Genomic DNA, 20,259 nt, shown 5'->3' with positions numbered 1-20,259 from the left:
TCTAGAACCTCTCAATTACGGTCATGGATTTTCCTGATTTGAGGACTGAAAGATTTTTCTTCAACTCGTGCATCACAGAGAATTCTATGGAGTAACCGAAAACAACTACTCGGGAGATATTGAGGCTGCCATTTTCGATCATAGTGACCATTGACTTGACATCGTCGCTTGTTAGACCCGGCTCGATAATATAGGCAGAATCCCCGCAAACATCGAGAGAATATCCAGCCAACTCTACTTGGCGAGTGTCGGCTGTCAAACCGTAACCGTCCTGGACGAGCCAAGTAGCAAGGATTGTATCGCGTCCTGGTGTTCCCTGCTGATCTAAATTATCGAACTTCGAGACATAGTCACCAGAGAACAGCGCATCTCCCTGCTCTGGATTGAAAGCTTCAAGGTCGTCTAAAACTTGGCCGTATGGTTCTTCAAGTCGGAATAGGCGGAACCCATAGTCAATGTCTGCGTTGGTCTCAGATTTGATTTTTTCAGCGGCGCGTTTGATGCGTTCGCACCCAATTTCATCAATAGTACGATACCCTGCCTTATAGGCAGGTTTTGAAGAATCAATTTCTTCAGGAATTTGCACCATAATATATTTACGATTTCCATTATCTTCAGAATTGAGTTTTAAAACTGCCTCCGCAGTCGTTCCAGATCCAGAGAAAAAATCAAGGACAATATCTTGTGATTCGGGGGCACCAATATTGAGTAACGTTCGGAGTAAATCTACTGGCTTAGGAAAGGAAAATACTTTGCCTTCCATTAAGGTGTTTAGATTAGAACTAGCCTTATCAGTTGTACCCACATCTTTATAATGTAGTAGATTTACAGGAACCATGCCATCAGAAACATCTGAAAGGAACCTCTTAAGCCTCGGATATGTGTTCCTGCCATCTGTTCCCCACCATAGCCGATCTTCATTTACATGTTTTTGATAGGTAGATAGTTCATATTTCCATGCGTTTGTTGGATGCACTATATCTTTTTTAGTAAATGGGTTATTTATTATGTATGCAAGATTTGGGCGTTCTTCCTTTGAAGCGGGATTGACGTATGAGACGCTTGTCCAAGGTCCTCGGGGATCATTATCAGGGTTTGAATATAAACTATCTGACTTTTCTGTTCGTGAAGCTCGGAGAAACTTTACAGATTCACTTTTTCTAATTGTTATGATATATTCAGTCACTGATGCAAATAGTTTTGCATTATTGCTTCGGGTAAATCGTTTTTCCCATACAATATTTGCTAAAAAGTTTTGTTCACCAAAAATTTCATCACAGAGCATTTTTAGGTTTGACTGTTCATTATCATCAATGCTAATAAAAATAACACCGTTGTCACTAAGTAATTCTTTTGCCAGATATAGGCGAGGGTACATAAAGGTTAGCCATGCAGAATGGGAAGATTTTCCTTGTAAGTCGTGGACTCGTTGTGCCTCCTCCTCGGAAATGCCGATCTTGTTGACGAGTTGGGAAGGGGTGAAGCCGAAATCGTCATTGTAAACAAAGCCGTCCGACCCCGTGTTGTAGGGTGGATCAATATAGATACACTTTACCTTGCCTGCGTAGGATCCTAATAGATGTTTGAGCGCGTCAAGGTTGTCGCCCACAATGTAGAGGTTTTCGGAGTCCCTATTCTCGGGCTCAGCGTTATGCTTGAGATCGGGAACAATAACTGTTTCGGTTTCTGTGGAAGTTAGATATTTCGCGTAGGATTTTCCAAGAAACTTGAGCTCGTAGCCTTCTTTGGTAGGGTTTACGTCGTTACCTTGTAGAGTGTCCTGAAGACGATCAAACTTAAAATTTCCGTTTTTATCGAAATACCCAGGTAGCGCGGCTCGTAGCTTCTTGAGCTCAAAATCGTGTGGCTTGACCGACTCGTTCCGTTCGCGAATATTCTTGATCATATTTCAGTACCCTCTGTGTCTTGAGATTTTCCGATGTTCTCGGGTTGGAAACCTCAAAATTCCTCTACTGTATGGGTGAATTAGAGTAATACACCCTGTATTCATCTAATGGTACCGGAAGCAAAGGCTTGCATAAAACGGTATTTGAAGAGGGGCTTGTCCTCTGTGAATAGGTGGATTGACTAGGTCGTTGGTCCTCCATGCCTCAATCCTAATATGCATAGACTTCAAAAAGTTGAGTCTTTTTCACTCAAGTCTGTTGACATTCGTCCAGCCATGTGTAAAACTTGAGTACATGAGGCTCAAGGGGTCACTCACCGGGCAGCATCCCAGCACATCTTCACCGTGCATGCGCTCGGTCTAAAAACCCCTTACGCCCCGAAGATTTAACCAAGGAACCCGCCTCGCCAAGAAGCGGGGCATAACACTAAGGAGTACAAAACATGGCACGTGCAGTTGGTATTGACCTCGGCACCACTAACTCGGTCGTATCCACCCTTGAAGGTGGCGAACCGGAAGTTATCCCTAACGCTGAAGGCGCCCGCACCACCCCCTCCGTGGTCGCATTCTCCAAGGATGGCGACGTTCTGGTGGGCAGCGTAGCAAAGCGCCAGGCGGTCACTAACGTTGATCGCACCATCTCGTCCGTCAAGCGCCACATGGGCACCGACTGGACGACGGAAATTGACGGCAAGAAATACACCCCGCAGGAAATTTCCGCACGTATTCTGCAGAAGCTCAAGAACGATGCTGAAGCATACCTGAACGACAAGGTGACCGATGCGGTTATCACCGTTCCCGCATACTTCAACGACGCCGAGCGCCAGGCTACTAAGGAAGCCGGCGAGATCGCAGGTCTGAACGTTCTGCGCATTGTGAACGAGCCGACCGCAGCTGCACTGGCATACGGTCTGGACAAGGGTAAAGAAGACGAACTGATTCTGGTCTTCGACCTTGGTGGCGGTACCTTCGACGTCTCCCTGCTTGAAGTTGGCAAGGACGAAGACGGCTTCTCCACCATTCAGGTGCGCGCAACCAGCGGCGACAACCGCCTGGGTGGCGACGACTGGGATCAGCGCATTGTGAATTGGCTGCTTGAGCAGGTCAAGTCCAAGACCGGCGCAGACCTCTCCAAAGACAAGATCGCTCTGCAGCGTCTGCAGGAGGCAGCTGAGCAGGCTAAGAAGGAGCTCTCCAGCGCATCCAGCACCAACATTTCGCTGCAGTACCTCTCGGTAACCCCCGAAGGCCCGATTCACCTGGACGAGAAGCTCTCTCGCGCAAAGTTTGAGGACCTCACCAGCGACCTGCTCGAACGCACCAAGAAGCCCTTCCAAGACGTTATTAAGGAAGCAGGCATCAAGGTTTCGGATATTTCCGAGGTCGTGCTCGTGGGTGGTTCCACCCGTATGCCCGCCGTGGCTAACCTGGTGAAGGAACTCACCGGCCGTGAACCCAACAAGGGTGTTAACCCCGATGAGGTTGTGGCAATGGGTGCAGCCCTGCAAGCTGGCGTGCTCAAGGGTGACCGCAAGGACGTTCTGCTGATCGACGTGACCCCGCTGTCCCTCGGTATCGAAACCAAGGGTGGCGTGATGACCAAGCTGATCGAGCGCAACACCGCTATTCCGACCAAGCGTTCTGAGACCTTCACGACCGCTGAAGACAACCAGCCTTCCGTGTCGATTCAGGTGTTCCAGGGTGAGCGCGAATTCACCCGCGACAACAAGAACCTGGGTACCTTCGAGCTGACCGGTATCGCCCCCGCACCGCGCGGCGTACCCCAGATTGAGGTCACCTTCGATATTGACGCCAACGGCATTGTGCACGTCTCCGCAAAGGACAAAGGCACCGGTGCTGAGCAATCCATGACCATCACCGGCGGTACCTCCCTCTCGAAGGAAGACATTGACCGCATGGTCAAGGATGCTGAGGCTCACGCAGAGCAGGATAAGGCACGCCGCGAGGCAGCCGACACCCGCAACGCTGCCGAGTCTGTGGCATACTCCGTTGATAAGCTGCTGAAGGAGAACGGCGAGAAGCTGCCCGAAGACGTCAAGACTGAGGTTCAGGGCGATGTCGATGAGCTCAAGAAGGCTCTTGAAGGCGATGACGACGATGCCGTGAAGTCCGCTCTTGAGAAGCTGCAGGCATCCCAGACCAAACTGGGTGAGGCTCTGTACGCTTCCGCACAGGCAGAGGCTAACGCAGACTCCGCTTCTTCCTCCAAGGAAGATGACGAAGATGTGGTAGATGCCGAGGTTATCGACGAGGACGAAGACGAGAAGAAGTAATCATGGCTGAACACGAGAACACTGCGGGCGACCCGCTGGAGGAGGCATTCAACGCCCCCGCCGCCGAAGGTCACCCCGAGGCCGAGGAAGCCCCTGCCGCAACCGATCAGGCTGCGGCGGGGGAAACCCCCGAGCCGAGTGAGGAAGCACCCTCAGAGGATGCGAAACTCGCGGCAGAACGCCTGGACAGCCTGCTTCGCTTGCAGGCGGAGTTCACGAACTTCAAGAACCGTGCCGCCCGCGAGAAGGAACAGCTGCGGTCCTTCGTGACGAGCGATATTGTGAAGCTGCTTCTGCCGGTACTCGACGATATTGACGCCGCACGCAAGCACGGCGACCTGCAGGAAGGTCCCTTCGCTGCAATCGCCGCTAAACTTGAGGATTCTCTCAAGAAGGAAGGCGTGGAACGTTTCGGCGAGGTGGGCGAGCCCTTCGATCCGAATATTCACGAGGCGGTGCTCCAGCAGCCAACTAGCGAGGTAGAGCCGGACCACATTTCGATGGTTCTGCGATACGGGTACCGCGTGAATGATCGCGTGGTGCGCACCGCCCAGGTTGCGGTGGCTGTCGCCGAGTAAACGCTCCGTAGAGCACACAACGGGCGGGTTCTTGAGAAAATGAGAACCCGCCCGTTTGCCGTATATTTCCGCGGTTTTCTGCGGGATTTCTCTTCCAAAATTGAGTCTAGTAGACTAAACTTTATATAGGATAAAAAACTAAGGTTGTGCCCACTGTAGGGCGTTACAAGAATCCCGTACGACGGGGAAGGAGAACTTACATGGCAAGCGAAAACTGGCTGTCAGAAGACTTTTACAAAACGCTCGGCGTGAAAGAAGACGCCTCTGAATCTGATATTAAAAAGGCGTACCGTAAGCTCTCACGCAAATATCACCCGGACCTGAACCCCGGGAACGAGGCAGCGGAGAAGAAATTCAAGGAAGTCTCCGAAGCCTACGATGTACTCTCGGATAAGAAGCAGCGCGAAGAATACGACCAGATTCGTAAATACGGTGCCGCAGGGTTCGCCAACGGCGGTTTCGGAGGCGGCGCTGGCGGATTTGGTGGTGCCGGTGGGTTCGGCGGATTTAACGGCCAAAACGTGCACTTCACAACCAGCGGCGGTGCCGAAGGTATCAACATTGAAGACCTACTCGGCGGACTCTTCGGCGGCGGTGCTGGAGGAGCGGGCGGTTCACGCCGTACCGCCGGGTTCACGAGTGCCGATTTTGGCGATGCCACCGGGTTCGGGGGAGCTCAAGGCTTCGGCGGCGGGCGCCAGCATGCCCCGCAGGACAACAACCTTTCCACCAGCACGCGCATCACCCTGCCGCAGTCGTACACGGGCACCAAGGCGACCGTGTTCCTTCCGGACGGCACGAGTACTGAGGCTCGCATCCCGGCGGGTGTGAAGGACGGGCAGAAGGTGCGTGTGCGTGGCAAGGGTCGCCCCGGCACCGGCGGCGATCTGATGGTGACCGTGCGCGTTTCGGATGACCCTCACTACAGCCGCGAGGGAAACAACCTGGTGCTGCGCGCCCCCGTGACCCTGGATGAAGCCGTCAACGGCGGTGTGCTGGAAGTACCTGTACCCGGCGGTAAAACCGTCAAATTGCGGCTGACTCCCGGCAGCGTGGGTCGTAAACTGCGTGCGAAAGGACGCGGGTTCAAAACCAAGTCGGGCACCGGTGACCTGCTGGTGATCCCTGAGGTGCACCTGCCGCAGAACCTGAGCGATGAAGCGAAGGAAGCCTTCGAGAAATTCATTGCCCTGGCGCCGCAGGAGAACCTCCGTGAGGACCTTTTGAAGAAAGTTAGGTAGCTTATGAGTGCCCATAATAAGCAGTCATCGGCGTCTGCCTACAGCGCCGACCGGCCGGTTTTTGTGATTTCGGTGGCGGCGGAGCTGGCGGGTATGCACCCGCAGACGCTCCGCCAATACGACCGCCTAGGGCTGGTGCAGCCTTCGCGTGCGCCGGGCAAGGCCAGGCGCTATTCGCAGCGCGATGTGGATTTACTTCAGCGTATTCAGCAGCTCTCGCAGGAAGGCGTTTCGCTTGAGGGAATCCGCCGGATTATTGAGCTTGAAGAGATGGTTGAGGAACACCGGAATCATATTGCCCGCTTGCAGGCTCAGCTTGAGGATGCGCACGCCAAGCTGGGGCTGGCGGAACGAGTTTTCGCAGCCAGCACCCGCGGGGATGTGGTGAACATCCAGCGGGGTCAGCGCCCGGCACCGCGCAAACGCTCCTCGGCAGTGGTACTGTACCGGCAGAAATAGTTTTTGCCGTGGGTGGTTCTCAATCAACGACAACGTAACGTGACATGCCAGCTTAGCCACGTGCTTACTTCACCCTTTACGAGTGTTAGGCGGGCGGCGTGCCTGACCTGACTACGGTGTAAGCCTTTTCGGAGCAACGATATCCTTTGCCTACATGCGAGTGTCGGAGGCAACGCAGCGAAGCGAATGCGCCTCCGACTGTTTGAGCAAGGGCAAAGTGGTATCGTTACCCCTTCCCAAGCAGATAACTTATTTACGCCTGTACGTCAGATCGTGGGCACGGCGGCCCGCCTCACGAGCCTTCCTCTCAAAGCTAGTCAGGATGCGCCCCTCCCAGCGCGGCGCCCAACTGCCCACGGGGTCGTCCTCGGTAGCGCCTTCACCGGCATGCAGATTCTCGAAATCCGGGTGCGCCTCCATAACATCGCGCATCACGTGAGCGTATTCTTCCCAGTCGGTAGCAAGGCGCCAGATCCCGCCCGGTTTGAGCACGCGCGCAACCTTGTCGGCAAAAGCAGGGGAGACCAGGCGGCGTTTGTGGTGGCGTGACTTGTGCCAAGGGTCGGGGAAGAAAACCCAGAGTTCATCAACCGAATTTTCTTCCAGCATGTTATCGAGCAGTTCGGGGGCGTTAGCCTGAGCGACGCGTACATTCTCAACCCCGGCCTGCCCCATCTTGAGCAGCAGATCCGCAATGCCGGGGGTATAGACCTCAACGGCAAGGAAGTTCGCCTCGGGCATTTCGGAGGCGCGGTGCACGATTGCTTCGCCCAGCCCGGAACCGATCTCGACAACCTGGTAGGCTTCGCGCCCGTAGATTGTGACCGGGTCGAAGGTGGCTTCAGGGGCTACAGAGGTATCTGCCCGCAGCCGAGGTATGTCGAGCACGTGGGTTTGGGAGTAGGTGTCCCACGCTTTTTGGCGGCGCGAGGTCAGGCGGTCGCCGCGGCGCACGAAGGAGTAGGGCTGGCGGAAGAACTCGGGCGGTACCGTTTTCTTCTCGGGCGTCTGGGGTGCATCGGCGTTGGCCGATGCGGTGGTCTGCGCGTTCTGCTCGTTAGATGACATACCTATCAGGATAACGTAGCGGCGCGTGGAGGGAGGCACTGTTAAAAATTTCGGGGGCAGTTTCTTCATACGGATGAAGAAACTGCCCCCGTTTGGCCTTTGCGACCGCAAATTCGCCGTGCAGGCTACTTCTTCTTGCCGGAGAACAGCAACGCCAGACCCGCGCCGAGCATCACGATGTTGTTGGCGAGCTGCTGCCCGTCCTGGGTGGGGCGGAATGCGCCATCATGCATATCAGGGTTGCGGAAGTACATTGTCATGAGGTTTGCGCTGAAAGCGGTCAGCCCAGCACCCGCGAGGCGGGAAGGAATAAAGGGGGTCAGCAGGGTAGCGCCGAGTGCGGTTTCTGAGTAGGAAATAAGCTTACCGAAGGTTTTGGGATCGAGCTTGGCGACGGCGGGAACGCCGGATGCCGCCATCTGCTGCAGATATGCGTAGGTACCTTCGTCGGCGCCGAGTTTCTTGACGCCTGCATCAAGAATGAGTGCGCCCGTGGTGAGACGCAGTGCAGCATTTGATAGTTTACCCATGAGTGAGTGTCCTCCTGATGTTTTGTGATGAGATGAGTGATGCGGTGTTTCCGCACCGGGCATTGCAATTGTAGCGGCAAACTTCAGGAAAGTTTATTTAATCGTAAAGTTTTAACATAATTTTTGCGGTAAGCATTATTTTCAGCGTTTTAGCGGGGGAGAGTGCTGGCTGAGAGAAGCATCGTCGGCGTGTCGCCACCCCCAGATAGCATAGGCTTAGCCAAGGTTCATGCGAGGTATGCATCTTTTGCGGGTAGAATTCTGTGTAGTCATGGCGTAACGATGCGATTTTCCGTGAGCCGTGCTCGTGCGAAAATCTGAACTGCATCGTGATGCCCCGAAGGTCGGGGCTTCCTGTTGAGGTTGTAGCCCGCAGGGCAGAGCACACACAGAAAAGAGGAATAGTGACACAGCGGCCTTCCAAGCATACAGTTACCGAGAATGAGAGTTCCACGGGTGAAGAGAGCCTGAAGCGTGGATTAAGTTACAGGCATATCCAGCTCATCGCTATCGGCGGTGCAATTGGTACGGGGTTATTTTTAGGATCGGCGAAGACTATTTCGCTCACGGGACCTTCCATCGTATTTGTCTATGCGATTATTGGCATCATTATCTATTTTGTGCTGCGTGCGATGGGCGAGATTCTGCTATCGAACCCGAAGTACAAGTCATTCACCGATTTTGTGTCGGATATTTTGGGTACTCGCGCGGGCTTTTTCGTCGGTTGGTCGTACTGGTTCTTCTGGGTGACCACGGGTATTGCGGATGTGCTGGCGATTACGGATTACACGCATTACTGGTTCCCCGAGCTGCCCTCATTTATTCCCGCGCTTATCGTAATCGGGGCGCTGTTGGCACTGAACCTGCCGTCGGTGAAAAACTTCGGTGAGATCGAGTTCTGGTTCTCCATGGTTAAGATCGTGTCGATTCTGGCGCTTATTGCCGTGGGTGCCGTGATGGTCGTGTTCGGGTTTACGAGCCCGGATGGAACGGTCGCCTCCATCACGCACCTGTGGGATCGTCCGGGACCATCGGGCAACGGGGTGTTTATTCACGGTCTGACGGGGTTCTTAGGTTCGTTCCAGATTGCGTTGTTCGCGTTCGTGGGCGCTGAGCTGGTGGGTACCGCCGTGGCAGAGACAAAGAACCCCGAACGCACCCTGCCGCGCGCAATTAACGCCGTGCCGCTGCGCATGGTGCTGTTCTATGTGCTGCCGCTGTCGGCGATTCTTGCGGTGACTCCCTGGGATAAACTCGACCTTAATATGAGTCCTTTCGTGGGGATGTTCTCACTGGCGGGTGTGTCAATTGCCGCCTCGCTCATTAACTTTGTGGTGCTGACCTCGGCAACGTCTTCGGCGAACTCAGGTATTTTTTCGACCTCGCGCATGGTGTATGGGCTGGCGGAGGATGGGAATGCGCCTTCCTTCCTGAAGAAGCTCTCGAAGAACGGCGTGCCCACGAACGCCCTGTACCTAACGACGGTTCTTCTGCTTTTCAGTCTGGTGATGCTGGCGTTTGGGCGTGAGCTTCTGGAAGCGTTTACTGTCGTGACTTCGGTGGCCTCAATTATGGGTATTTTCACGTGGTCGATGATTCTGGTGTCGTACCTGGTATACCGCAAGAAGTTCCCTAAACGGCATGAAGCCTCGCAGTATAAGATGCCGTTCGGTCGCACGATGAGCTGGGTTGGTTTAGTGTTCTTCGCTTTGATGATCTACGCCCTGAGTTTGCAGCCAGAAACCGGGTTGGCTCTGGCGCTCAGCCCTATCTGGTTTATCGGGGTTGAGCTTGGGTACGAGATTATGGTGCGCCGTCACGCGCGTAAGCGCCTTCTTGCGGAGTCGGCACGGGTGGAATCTGAGTAGCGAGTTTATTTCTTCCTCATGAGCGGGCGGGATGCGGCGCGTAGAGAAAACGTGCGGCATCCCGCCCGCTGTGTCTTATGGGGCGATGACATACGGCATGTACCAGAACAGGCCCTAATATGTATAGATATTCTTAAATTTGTATAGAAATCATATATGATGAGAATTTTTCTTTTGAGGATGTGGCGAGTTGGGCAGCAAAGGGACGTACCTCACGCGTGCCGTGTTTTCTGAAAGTAAGGCTTATTGTCAAGGGTTTTTCGTAGATTTCTTCCGAAATTTTTTTGCACTTCGACATAAAGAATTTATTATTCGTGATGCATGCTATAGATGTGCGACACACTTCCTGGAGATAATTACACAATACCGCCCCTGTTATGTAGAATATATATTCAAAAGTTGTGATAGCTCACCGTATTTTACGGGCTGAGTGCTGCACTTGCCGCCCCGAAAGCCGGGGCTGTCCCGCTCGGCTGCGGGACCCAACCACGAAAGAGGAACTGTCATGCAGCAACCTCACGATAATGCCGCATCGGCGGCAGACACGACAGATAATGCTGAAGAACTGCACCGCGGGCTGAGCAACCGACACATCCAGCTCATTGCTATCGGCGGTGCTATTGGTACCGGGCTCTTCATGGGCTCCGGTAAGGCAATTTCTAAAGCTGGTCCATCTATCCTCTTGGTCTACATGGTTATCGGCGCCGCAATCTTCTTGGTGCTGCGTGCGATGGGTGAGATCCTTCTATCAAACCTGAAATATAAGTCATTCTCAGACTTTGCTACCGACCTGATCGGGCGCCCCGCAGGGTTTTTCCTCGGATGGTCGTACTGGTTTATGTGGGTGGTCACTGCGGTCGCAGATATTATCGCGATCGTGGGCTATACCGAGCTGTGGTGGCCCGATTTACCGAAAGCGGTTCCAGCACTCGTCGTGATTATTGCGCTGCTGGCGCTGAACCTGCCCTCGGTGAAGAACTTCGGTGAGATCGAGTTCTGGTTCGCCATGATTAAGATTGTTGCCATCTGCGCCCTCATTATCGTGGGTGCCATTATGGTTGCTACGAGCTTCACGACGCCCAGCGGTGCTCATGCTCAGGTAGCCAACCTGTGGAACGATGGCGGATTCTTCCCCAACGGTGCCACCGGATTCTTAGGCGCCTTCCAGATCGCGGTCTTCGCCTTTATGGGGTCCGAGCTGGTAGGTACTACCGCCGCCGAAACCCAGAACCCTACGGTGACCCTGCCGAAGGCTATCAACTCCGTGCCGGTTCGTATTCTCATCTTCTATGTGGGCGCCCTGATCGTTATTCTGATGGTAAACCCCTGGCGTGAAATTGATCCGGCCAAGAGCCCCTTCGTGACCATGTTTACCCTCGCCGGTATTGCTATTGCCGCGCATATCGTGAACATTGTGGTGCTGACCTCGGCAACATCATCGGCGAACTCGGGTATTTTCTCGACTTCGCGCATGGTGTACGGTCTTTCGCAGGAAGGCTACGCCCCGAAGTTCCTCGGTAACCTTTCCGGGAGCGGCGTGCCCCGCAACGCGCTGTTCCTCACCTCGATTCTGCTACTCTCCAGCATCGCCCTGCTCTATGCTGGCGACTCGATTATTGAGGCGTTCACGCTGGTCACCACGATGGCGGCGGTACTTGTGATCTTCGTATGGTCGATGATCCTCGTCAGCTACCTGTGCTACCGCGCGAAGCGCCCCAACCTGCACCGGGAAACCACCTATCCCATGCCCGGCGGCGTGGTGGCATGCTGGATCGTGTTGGCGTTCTTTGCTTTCATCATCGGGATTCTTGCTACCGATAAAGACACTCTCACCGGTCTGATGCTCATGCCCATCTGGTTTATCCTGCTGACTATCGGGTGGTTTGTGAAGAACAGCATCAACCCCGAAATCCCGGAGACCAGTATTACGCAGTCGCATCCGGTGGTGGATATGAAGGCACCGAAGAACAACAAGTAAGGACACTTCGGCGGATATCTGTTCCGCATTACTTCCGGTATAAAAAGGCTCTTGATGTGAATAGGGCGGCGTTACTAGCGCTTTTTCACATCAAGAGCCTTTTAGCGTGATAGGGGAGGAGAAACGGAAGAATCCGCGCCCCGGATTAACCGGCCTCGGTACCCGAGGTATCCTCGGCATCCAACACCAGGTCATCCGTGCGGTAGTAGTCCCAACGGGAACAGCCCATACCCCAGCGCATTGCCTGCACCACATCCTGCGCGGCCTCATGAGGGTCAAAAACATTCCGGTTCCACATAGGCTGCATGGGGGTCGGCGCCGCCCACCCGTGCGAACGCAGGTAGTCGGTGCTGAACTTGGGCAGAACCTCAGCCTCCATCGCAATTTCGCACAGAAACCCGGCGGGGGAGCGGTAGATACACACAAGCGGCATCGCGTTAGCATGCGCGGCACCCGTGAGCACATAGTAGGTGCGCAGATGCCTGCTCCAGGGCAGGCTCGCCAAACGCTGACCGAGTGAGTTCGTCACCTCGTCCCAACGGTCGCGGGCAGAAACCGTCTGCTCAGACTTCACAACCCCAATGCCCTGCACCGCAAGCTGCTCGGGCGAAATACTGGGCGGATGCGGCGGCACCCGCACCGGCGCGACCTCACTTTTCGTCATCTGCAGGGCATCGGTCACCATTGTGCGGCCCACCTGCAAGGCGGTATGCCACGACCCGTACTTCGCGCGCACCGCCGCCAGAAACGGCACCCGGCCCAGATTACTGCGCATAGTAGACCAGGTTCCGTAGGCAAGCACCGTCGGCTGCCGATCATACCGAATACAGTAACTCATGAAACTGCCCAGTTGGTTGCGGAACTCCATATCCGTGAGCGAAGTGCCGCTCAGCTGCCAGTTGTACTCCGCATAATCGGGCGGGCACACACCGGTGCGCAGCATGGCGGTTGACCATCCGCCATCACCCAGCTGATCACGAATGCTCTCGCAGGAGGGCGGCCATACAAACGAACCGTGTGCCACGTCTTGGGACTCAGCCGGAAGATGCTGGCACACATCGCGGTAGGTAAGCTCATCAAGCTGCGTATACGGATGCAGCGCCAGGTACTTGAGCCCAGCGCCCACCTTCCCTAGAATCAGGGCGATATTCTGCGGTGAAACCCGTGCGCTCTCCAATAAGCGCAGCATATCCGCCATGACCGTTGCATCCAGAGTTGTTGCGGCGTAGGAACCATCCGGCGCCAGACCGTAAGCCTCTGCCACCGCATACCAGACGGCGGTCGCCAGCAAAACATGGGTGGGAGTCTGCTCGCCATGCGAACCAAACTCCCACATGCCAGAATCTAAAGCAAAATCAAGATGTTCCCGGTTAACCTGCGGAAAAAGAACACGAATACGCCGGTGCGTTTCGCTCGGAGTCCAGCCCTGCGCAGCCAAGGCGGTAATCAGTGTGCCAAATTGCTGATGAAATTCGGCGTACCCCGGCGGCAAAGACGAACGTGAAGGCGCCTGTGCGCGATCGTCAGCACGACCATACATGCGAAACCTTCTTTCAGGCGGCTATTTCAGCCAGTTCACCGTGAACCGGCTACCGTCATGTCATCTTCTATGCCCCGGCGCATAACTTCTGCACAATCGCCGGACTATCTGAAAAATAGCGATGTGATGTTATTACCTATTCTAGATGCGGGACCATAGCTGTAAAATTTATTACGCTCCGATGCGCAACATACCCTGCGCCCCACGCCCCGCAAGACTGGCACAGCAGACCCGAGAATGCGAAACTGAGAGAATGAGCGAAAAACACGAGCGCACCGAAGCTACGAACACCAGCATCCTAACGATGCTCGCTAAGGAACTAGACCTCAAACCCACGCGTGTTCGTGCCGCCGTAAACCTGCTCGACTCCGGGGCTTCGGTTCCGTTTATCGCTCGCTACCGCAAAGAAGCTACGGGCGCGCTCACCGACACCCACCTGCGTGCTATTAGCACCCGGCTCGATGCCCTGCGCGCGCTCGAAACTCGCCGCGAGAATATTCTCAGCTCGCTCGCCCAACGCCGCGAAGACGGGCTGATCGATCCGCTCACCTACGAACAGCTCATCACGGGGGTGGGGGCGGCATCCAGTAAACAAGACCTCGAAGCGCTCTACACACCCTACCGGAGTGAGCGCATTACCAAGGCGCAGCGTGCCCGGGAGGCAGGCCTGGAGGCGCTCGTTGAAGACCTGCTCGAAGTTCCCCTTGCCGAGGTCTACGATATTGCCGCAGCCTATGTGGATGAACCGAATGAAACCGACGATAAACAGGCGGCCGATGCCGGAAAATCCGAAGACGCCGGAATTACAACGGTGGAAGAAGCCCTTGACGGCGCCCGCGCTATCCTGATCGACCGGGCACTCACCGACCCAACGCTCGCCGAACGCCTTCACGAAAGAATGGTTGCCACCGGAACGATCTCTAGTCGAGTTATCGCTGGGCGGGAAGCCGAAGGGGCAAAATTTGCCGACTATTTCGACTTCTCCGATAGCATTAGGCGTATTCGCCCGCACCGGGTTCTCGCCCTGCTTCGCGCCAAAGAAGCCGGAATCGTGCGGCTCAGTATTGACGGTGCCACACCAGCCCCGCCCCTGAGCAAACTCCGTGGTGAGGCACGTGCTGCTGCGCTTGCCCTTGCCGAAAACTACGAGAACGTTCGTTCGGGATACGAGCGTGAAGTCGCCTCCGCGCTGCGCATACCCGTGCAGGTTCTCAACACCGTCGACAGTGAAGACCGCGTGCTCGGCTGGCTCGCCGCAACCGTGCGCACCGCATGGCGTAAACGGCTGCACCCCCGCCTGGCAGACCGCATACGCAACGCCCTCTTCGAGATGGCAGAACGCGAAGCCATCACCGTTTTCGCCTCGAACCTGCGCGACCTTCTGCTTGCCGCGCCCGCCGGGCAAAAAGTCACCCTCGGGCTTGATCCGGGGCTGCGTAATGGCGTGAAATGCGCGGTTATTGACGGCACCGGGCACGTGCTGAAAACTTTCACGGTGTACCCGCACGCGCCTCGATACGACCGTGCCGGTGCGCTCGCTGCCCTTGAAGATGCGGTGCTCACCCACGGCGTGGAGCTTATCGCCATTGGCAACGGCACCGCCTCACGTGAGACCGATAAACTCGCCGCCGAACTGCTGGCGAAGCTGCGTTCTCAGGGGTATAAGGCGGCGCAGAAGGTTACCGTCTCAGAGGCGGGGGCATCCGTATATTCAGCCTCCGAACTCGCCAGCGAAGAGCTGCCCGATCTTGACGTAACGGTACGCGGGGCGGTCTCGATCGCCCGGCGGCTGCAAGACCCGCTTGCCGAACTCGTCAAAATTGATCCCCAGTCTTTAGGCGTGGGGCAGTACCAGCATGACGTCAGCGTGACCGCTTTAAGACGCGCCCTCGATAATACGGTTGAGGACTGCGTAAACGCGGTGGGGGTTCACCTGAACAGTGCATCCGCCGCACTGCTTGCGCGTGTTGCTGGTTTTAACCGCACGATTGCTGAAAATATCGTGGCGTACCGGGGCGAACACGGGGCTTTCACCACCTGGGAAGAGCTTCTGAACGTGCCTCGGTTAGGGGCTAAAGCCTATGAACAGGCGGCGGGATTCGTGCGGATCCTGCACGGTACCGAACCGCTGGATGCCTCTGCCGTGCACCCCGAATCGTACCCTGTGGCGCGGCGTATTATCGCCGATGCACAGCGGAAACATGGGGCACTCTGGCAATCTGGGCGGCTTATCGGTCGTAACGGGGAAGATCCGCTCACCGCGCTCGACCCCGCCGACTACGTGAACGGGAGCATCGGCGAATACACCGTGCGCGATATTTTTGAGGAATTGCGCCGCCCCGGGCGTGACCCGCGCCCCGAATTTCGTACCGCACACTTCTCTGAGGATATTTCTCGCTTTGAGGACGTAACCGTTGGGATGGTGCTTGAGGGAACCGTCTCGAATGTGGCCGCCTTCGGTGCCTTCGTCGATATCGGGGTGCACCAAGACGGGCTGATTCATATCTCGCAGATGAGCCGCGAGTATGTTGCGAACCCGCACGATATTGTGCGAAGCGGCGATATCGTGACCGTGAGAGTTGTTGAGGTGGATGCGTCTCGCCGCCGTATTTCGCTCTCGCTACTGGTAGATGAGGGTGGCTCGGAGCGCTCGGATGCGGGGCATAAGAAAACGAATAAACGTTCTTGATAGGGGTGGCAGCATGCTTCACCGGGCGGAGGCGGATACAACGATGCGTGCTCAAACAACTGACAGCATTATGTCTGCGACCGTGGGCGGTCTTGCCAGTCATGCTGTCAGAACTGCGCCGCTATCGTATATCCGCCTCCGCACGAAATATGGTTAAAAATTTTCCGGCATCGAGCCGCAACAACTTACGGCAAAGCTTCGCGGTACGTTGCGCCTAGAATTTAGGATTCTCAGGGTCGGGGCCTATGCGACCATCCTTCCGCGTAAGCCCATCAATCGCCGCAATATCTGCCGTATCCAGGGTGACATTAGCGGCCGCAAAGTTCTCGGCAATGCGCGCAGGAGTAACCGACTTCGGAATCGCCACAATCCCCTTCGCCAGATGCCAGGCGAGCACAACCTGCGCCGGAGAGATACCGTGCTTACCCGCAATCTCAACGATCACCGGGTCCTTCAGAATCTCGCCACCCTGACCGAGCGGCGACCAAGCCTCGGTCACAATACCAAACTCACTATGCACCGCGCGCATATCTTCCTGCGAGAAATACGGGTGAAGCTCAATCTGGTGAATCGCCGGGGTCACGCTGGTATCGGCGATAATTTCGCGCAGCTGAGCCTGCGGAAAGTTAGAGACACCAATCGAACGCACCTTACCCTGCTTTTTCAGTTCGATGAGCGCCCGCCACGAATCGAGATAGGTGCCCTGCTGCGGCATAGCCCAGTGAATCAGATACAAATCCACGTAATCGGTGCCGAGCCGCTCTAGCGACGCATCAAGCGCGGCAATAGCCTTCTCAAAACCCTGATCCGAGTTCCACAGCTTGGTGGTGAGAAAAATATCCTCGCGCGGCACGGAGCTGGCGGCAATACCGCGACCTACCCCAACCTCGTTCCCATAGATAGATGCGGTATCGATGTGGCGGTATCCCGTTTCGAGAGCCGTACCGACAGCATCGGCGGCACCATTATCCTCAATCTGCCACACGCCATACCCGAGCTGAGGGATGCTGTTGCCGTCGTTGAACGTGATGTTTTTGACCATTACTTCTCCTGAAATTTGATGGGGACTGACGTTTTCAACGGTACCCCTGGATGCGCTCGCACGCTAGGGTGACGGGCGCATCCAGCCCAGCGCGAAACCGGTAAGCCCCTCCCAGGCGCGGAAAAAGAGCCCGTAATTTATATAAAGCGTGAAAAATCCCGATTTATTCGCTATCAAGAGCCTTTTTAGATTCAGAAAGTACAAAAAGTATGAGCTGTAGAGATAAACAGGATTTGATTCCTGTCGAGCAGCAAGTCACATGACTATAGTCATACATTCTTACTGACGTTACGGCACTGCCTGTAGAGAGTCTTCTTCGAGAGACTGGAATAGCCGGGATAGAAAAGGCTTCTATCCAATCGGTGTTCTAAGGAGAATATGATGACTGCACTAGTCACCACTAAAGTCAATGCTCTTGCAGCGGCACGTACTTTCGGGACGGCAGCGGGTAGCCCCGCTCACCGCCGTGCACTTGTGGCAAATCCCAGCGAGGTTTTGGCTGAAGCAGGCGTTGTTCCCGCAGGAACTCAGGTCCGCCTGGTAGAAGATGAAACCCTAACTCTGGGGCACCACAAGGTTGTTAATGACGGGGAAGAACTCGTCATCGCAATCGCTCCCGCAGTCGAAGAAGATCTTGATACCACCGAATCCCCTGAAGACGGTATTTGCTGGTGCTGCTGCTGCCCTTGCTAAGTTCTGAAGGGCTATAAACAACGACGGGAACCAGGCTATTAAAGCTTGAGTACTAGCCTGGTTCCCACCCCGGATACACAGTGAAGGAAAATCATGAAAAAGCGTTCAACAGGTCGTTGGGTTTTTCGTGGAGCGTTACTCGTCGGATTTTTGCTTATTAACGCTTCAGCCAATCATTGGTGGCCGTTCCTATGACTTTTACATATGACAACGGATTAGTTCAGATGCCTGAACCCCCGCATCTTTTTACATCCGCTTGGTACGAATCTCCCATTTCGAGTGCTCTAGCCTGGCAGAGCCACGCTCCTGAGGGTATTGGGGCATCAGATATTTCTGGCGTTTTGTTGGCCACTCGGTTTGAGAGTGTCAAAACGGTTTTGCATGATGACCAAAGGTTCTCTGCTGTAGGACAAAAATATTTGAGTCAAATGCAGTCCCAGGCACACTACACGAAACCTGAACCTGCAGATTTTCAGATTCCTCAAACTCAGCAAAGGTTCTTAGCGCATATGGATGGATCCCCTCTTCGCCAGATGCGCAAAAGGCTACGTACTCCTTTTACCGCTGCGAATTCTAAGAAAGCGGTCGAACGTTGTCGAGATGCTATCGAGCAGTCCGTCACGATGCTCACGCAGTCGAAAAAGCTAGATCTTGCAGGGTGGTGTGATGATCTCGCGGTATCCCTGATTAGTGTTCTCATCGGGTATGAAGGAGATATTATCGAGCTTTCTCGATGGTGCCGAAAACGGGGTACTGTCCCGAGCAAACGAGAGGGGAAACTCTCTGCTCCAGACGCGCATCAGCTCTTCGCCGAAGACGTTATGGGTACAGGAGGGTTCTACCATCAGTATCGTCACGACGGTATGCCCCACGATGCAGCAGTCGAAATTGTCAGTATGCTCGCCTCAATCACCCATGAGAGCCTGCAATGGGCTATGACTAACGTTTTGACCGTACTGACACAGCGTAACCTTTGGGAAACATTAAATTACGAGAACTCTATCGCTATGGTTGATGAGGCACTGCGCCTATACACGCCTACCGCAGCGTTAGGACGCCTCGCTACTGTCGATACCAAAATAGGTGGAACGTCTATTCATGCGGGGGAATTAATCGTGTGTTTACTTCATGCCGCACAACACGATTCCAGAATGTTCCCAAACCACGATGAGTTTACGCCCGGCAGGCCGCATGCGTCAGAAGTAACCTTTGGGATGGGACCTCACGCATGCCTCGGATTCCCCATCGCCCGTCCTCTCATGGGGGCAGTTACCCATAAAATCGCAGAATCTGCGTGTACTTTACGGCTTGGTGAAAATCCCGAACCACTACCGGAGATGATCAACTCTACGTGGATCCAAATGCCAGTACACCTTATACCTTCAATCTCTGGGGAGAATCTTTATGCAGGGATATGAGCAATACAGTGTTATCGCTGAGAACATTCACCAAAATTATAGTGATGTGAAGGTGCTTAAAGGCGTCAACCTCGCGGTCGAAAGGGGAGCAGTTCACGGTATTCTCGGGCCTAACGGCGCAGGGAAAAGCACCTTTGTAGATTTGTGCACCGGATCTTCTAAACCTACAAGCGGTACGATGCAGGTCCTCGGCGTTGATCCGCATCGTAACTCTGCCCTTGTGCGTTCACATATGGGTATTGTGATGCAGGAAGCGGCATTCCCGACTGGGCTCAAAGTCAAAGATGCTGTCACCTGCTGGCAGCGTTATATGTCTGCAACAGAATACACAGTGCCTGAGTTTTTCGATCTTGAGAAACTAGCGGATCGCAGAATCCATGAGCTTTCCGGTGGCGAAAGGCGCAAACTTGACCTGTATCTGGCTATGATGGGCAACCCTTCTCTGCTTATTCTTGACGAACCCACAACTGGACTTGATCCATTAGCACGTAGAGATGTGTGGGAGGTTATACAGAACCTTGCCGAAACAGGTACTACCATATTGCTTACTTCCCACTATCTTGATGAAGTTTCGGCTCTCTGTCAGCAACTTTCTATCCTCCTTAACGGGCAGATTGTTGCGAGCGGAACCCCAGCGCAGATTGCTAAAGAATACAGTCACACACGGCAAGGCTGGGTAGAACTCTCAGACTACCAGAACGCCCAAGCCCTTGGTGGAGAACTTTCTTCGCAGAGCGGGTACAAGAATATACGTGTTCATGATGCCACGGTTTCATTCGATGTAGAGTCCCCAACAGGGTTACAAAACTTATTTGCAACATCCGCATATCGTGATGCTGTCCTTGATTTTGCGCTCAGCGACTATTCACTTGAAAACGCGTACGGCAGCATTGTGCGATCTACGGATGCCCCGCAGGGTATAGGTAGTACCCGCACAGACTAGGAAGGCCACTTA

Annotated in this window: 15 protein-coding genes; 10 read left to right on the top strand and 5 right to left on the bottom strand. The window is 54.7% G+C overall.

What is annotated here, in order from left to right; genetic code table 11:
- Position 1: 1 nt before the first annotated feature.
- Positions 2–1,906 carry a site-specific DNA-methyltransferase gene (locus HMPREF3016_RS02190; protein WP_070739807.1) on the bottom strand — a complete coding sequence of 635 codons (1,905 nt, stop codon included), beginning with the start codon at positions 1,904–1,906 and terminating at the stop codon, positions 2–4.
- A 443-nt stretch (positions 1,907–2,349) separates the two neighbouring features.
- Between HMPREF3016_RS02190 and dnaK the strand changes: the two genes are divergently transcribed.
- The 4 genes from dnaK to HMPREF3016_RS02170 all read left to right on the top strand — a co-directional run bounded on the left by dnaK (position 2,350) and on the right by HMPREF3016_RS02170 (position 6,478).
- The gene (gene dnaK / locus HMPREF3016_RS02185) at positions 2,350–4,200 is read left to right on the top strand and encodes a molecular chaperone DnaK (RefSeq protein ID WP_004006017.1); all 1,851 of its coding nucleotides are present in this window, start codon (positions 2,350–2,352) and stop codon (positions 4,198–4,200) included.
- Between the two features lie 2 nt (positions 4,201–4,202).
- Positions 4,203–4,778 carry a nucleotide exchange factor GrpE gene (locus tag HMPREF3016_RS02180; protein ID WP_070739805.1) on the top strand — a complete coding sequence of 192 codons (576 nt, stop codon included), beginning with the start codon at positions 4,203–4,205 and terminating at the stop codon, positions 4,776–4,778.
- 200 nt (positions 4,779–4,978) lie between these two features.
- Complete coding sequence (locus HMPREF3016_RS02175) at positions 4,979–6,019, top strand: DnaJ C-terminal domain-containing protein (protein WP_070739802.1); 1,041 nt, start codon at positions 4,979–4,981, stop codon at positions 6,017–6,019.
- 3 nt (positions 6,020–6,022) lie between these two features.
- Complete coding sequence (locus HMPREF3016_RS02170; protein WP_070739799.1) at positions 6,023–6,478, top strand: heat shock protein transcriptional repressor HspR; 456 nt, start codon at positions 6,023–6,025, stop codon at positions 6,476–6,478.
- 249 nt (positions 6,479–6,727) lie between these two features.
- On the opposite strand, the gene trmB is transcribed toward HMPREF3016_RS02170, so the two are convergent.
- Positions 6,728–7,546 (bottom strand): tRNA (guanosine(46)-N7)-methyltransferase TrmB, encoded by an 819-nt coding sequence (gene trmB / locus HMPREF3016_RS02165; protein WP_070739894.1) that lies wholly within the window; start codon positions 7,544–7,546, stop codon positions 6,728–6,730.
- A gap of 125 nt (positions 7,547–7,671) precedes the next feature.
- Entirely contained in the window at positions 7,672–8,076 is a 405-nt protein-coding gene (locus tag HMPREF3016_RS02160) for a hypothetical protein (protein ID WP_070739796.1), read from the bottom strand.
- A 404-nt stretch (positions 8,077–8,480) separates the two neighbouring features.
- On the opposite strand from HMPREF3016_RS02160, the gene HMPREF3016_RS02155 reads away from it, so the two are divergent.
- Together HMPREF3016_RS02155 and HMPREF3016_RS02150 are read left to right on the top strand one after the other, a co-directional pair.
- Positions 8,481–9,944 (top strand): amino acid permease, encoded by a 1,464-nt coding sequence (locus tag HMPREF3016_RS02155; protein ID WP_070739793.1) that lies wholly within the window; start codon positions 8,481–8,483, stop codon positions 9,942–9,944.
- A gap of 505 nt (positions 9,945–10,449) precedes the next feature.
- A complete protein-coding gene (locus tag HMPREF3016_RS02150; protein WP_048753228.1) occupies positions 10,450–11,922 on the top strand; it encodes an amino acid permease in 1,473 nt (490 codons plus the stop codon).
- A 145-nt stretch (positions 11,923–12,067) separates the two neighbouring features.
- Here HMPREF3016_RS02150 and HMPREF3016_RS02145 read toward each other — a convergent pair whose 3' ends face one another.
- Positions 12,068–13,462 carry a TY-Chap domain-containing protein gene (locus HMPREF3016_RS02145; RefSeq protein WP_246828421.1) on the bottom strand — a complete coding sequence of 465 codons (1,395 nt, stop codon included), beginning with the start codon at positions 13,460–13,462 and terminating at the stop codon, positions 12,068–12,070.
- A 253-nt stretch (positions 13,463–13,715) separates the two neighbouring features.
- On the opposite strand from HMPREF3016_RS02145, the gene HMPREF3016_RS02140 reads away from it, so the two are divergent.
- Positions 13,716–16,151, top strand: coding sequence for a Tex family protein (locus tag HMPREF3016_RS02140; RefSeq protein WP_070739790.1), 2,436 nt, complete (start codon positions 13,716–13,718; stop codon positions 16,149–16,151).
- A gap of 214 nt (positions 16,152–16,365) precedes the next feature.
- On the opposite strand, the gene HMPREF3016_RS02135 is transcribed toward HMPREF3016_RS02140, so the two are convergent.
- Entirely contained in the window at positions 16,366–17,193 is an 828-nt protein-coding gene (locus tag HMPREF3016_RS02135) for an aldo/keto reductase (protein ID WP_070739787.1), read from the bottom strand.
- Positions 17,194–17,571: 378 nt separating this feature from the next.
- Between HMPREF3016_RS02135 and HMPREF3016_RS02130 the strand changes: the two genes are divergently transcribed.
- The 3 genes from HMPREF3016_RS02130 to HMPREF3016_RS02120 all read left to right on the top strand — a co-directional run bounded on the left by HMPREF3016_RS02130 (position 17,572) and on the right by HMPREF3016_RS02120 (position 20,247).
- The gene (locus tag HMPREF3016_RS02130; RefSeq protein ID WP_141757690.1) at positions 17,572–17,886 is read left to right on the top strand and encodes a hypothetical protein; all 315 of its coding nucleotides are present in this window, start codon (positions 17,572–17,574) and stop codon (positions 17,884–17,886) included.
- A gap of 191 nt (positions 17,887–18,077) precedes the next feature.
- Positions 18,078–19,304 carry a cytochrome P450 gene (locus tag HMPREF3016_RS02125; protein ID WP_083315861.1) on the top strand — a complete coding sequence of 409 codons (1,227 nt, stop codon included), beginning with the start codon at positions 18,078–18,080 and terminating at the stop codon, positions 19,302–19,304.
- Positions 19,291–20,247: an ABC transporter ATP-binding protein gene (locus tag HMPREF3016_RS02120; RefSeq protein WP_070739776.1), complete on the top strand. Its 957-nt coding sequence runs from the start codon at positions 19,291–19,293 to the stop codon at positions 20,245–20,247. The genes HMPREF3016_RS02125 and HMPREF3016_RS02120 overlap by 14 nt, the downstream gene beginning before the upstream one ends.
- The last annotated feature ends 12 nt before the right edge of the window (positions 20,248–20,259 follow it).

Origin of the sequence: Rothia sp. HMSC065D02, from assembly GCF_001815285.1 — a bacterium.
GTDB classification, from domain to species: Bacteria; Actinomycetota; Actinomycetes; order Actinomycetales; family Micrococcaceae; genus Rothia; species Rothia dentocariosa.
The sequence above is the reverse complement of the archived record's forward strand: the minus strand, read 5'-3'. Positions and strand labels throughout refer to the sequence as shown.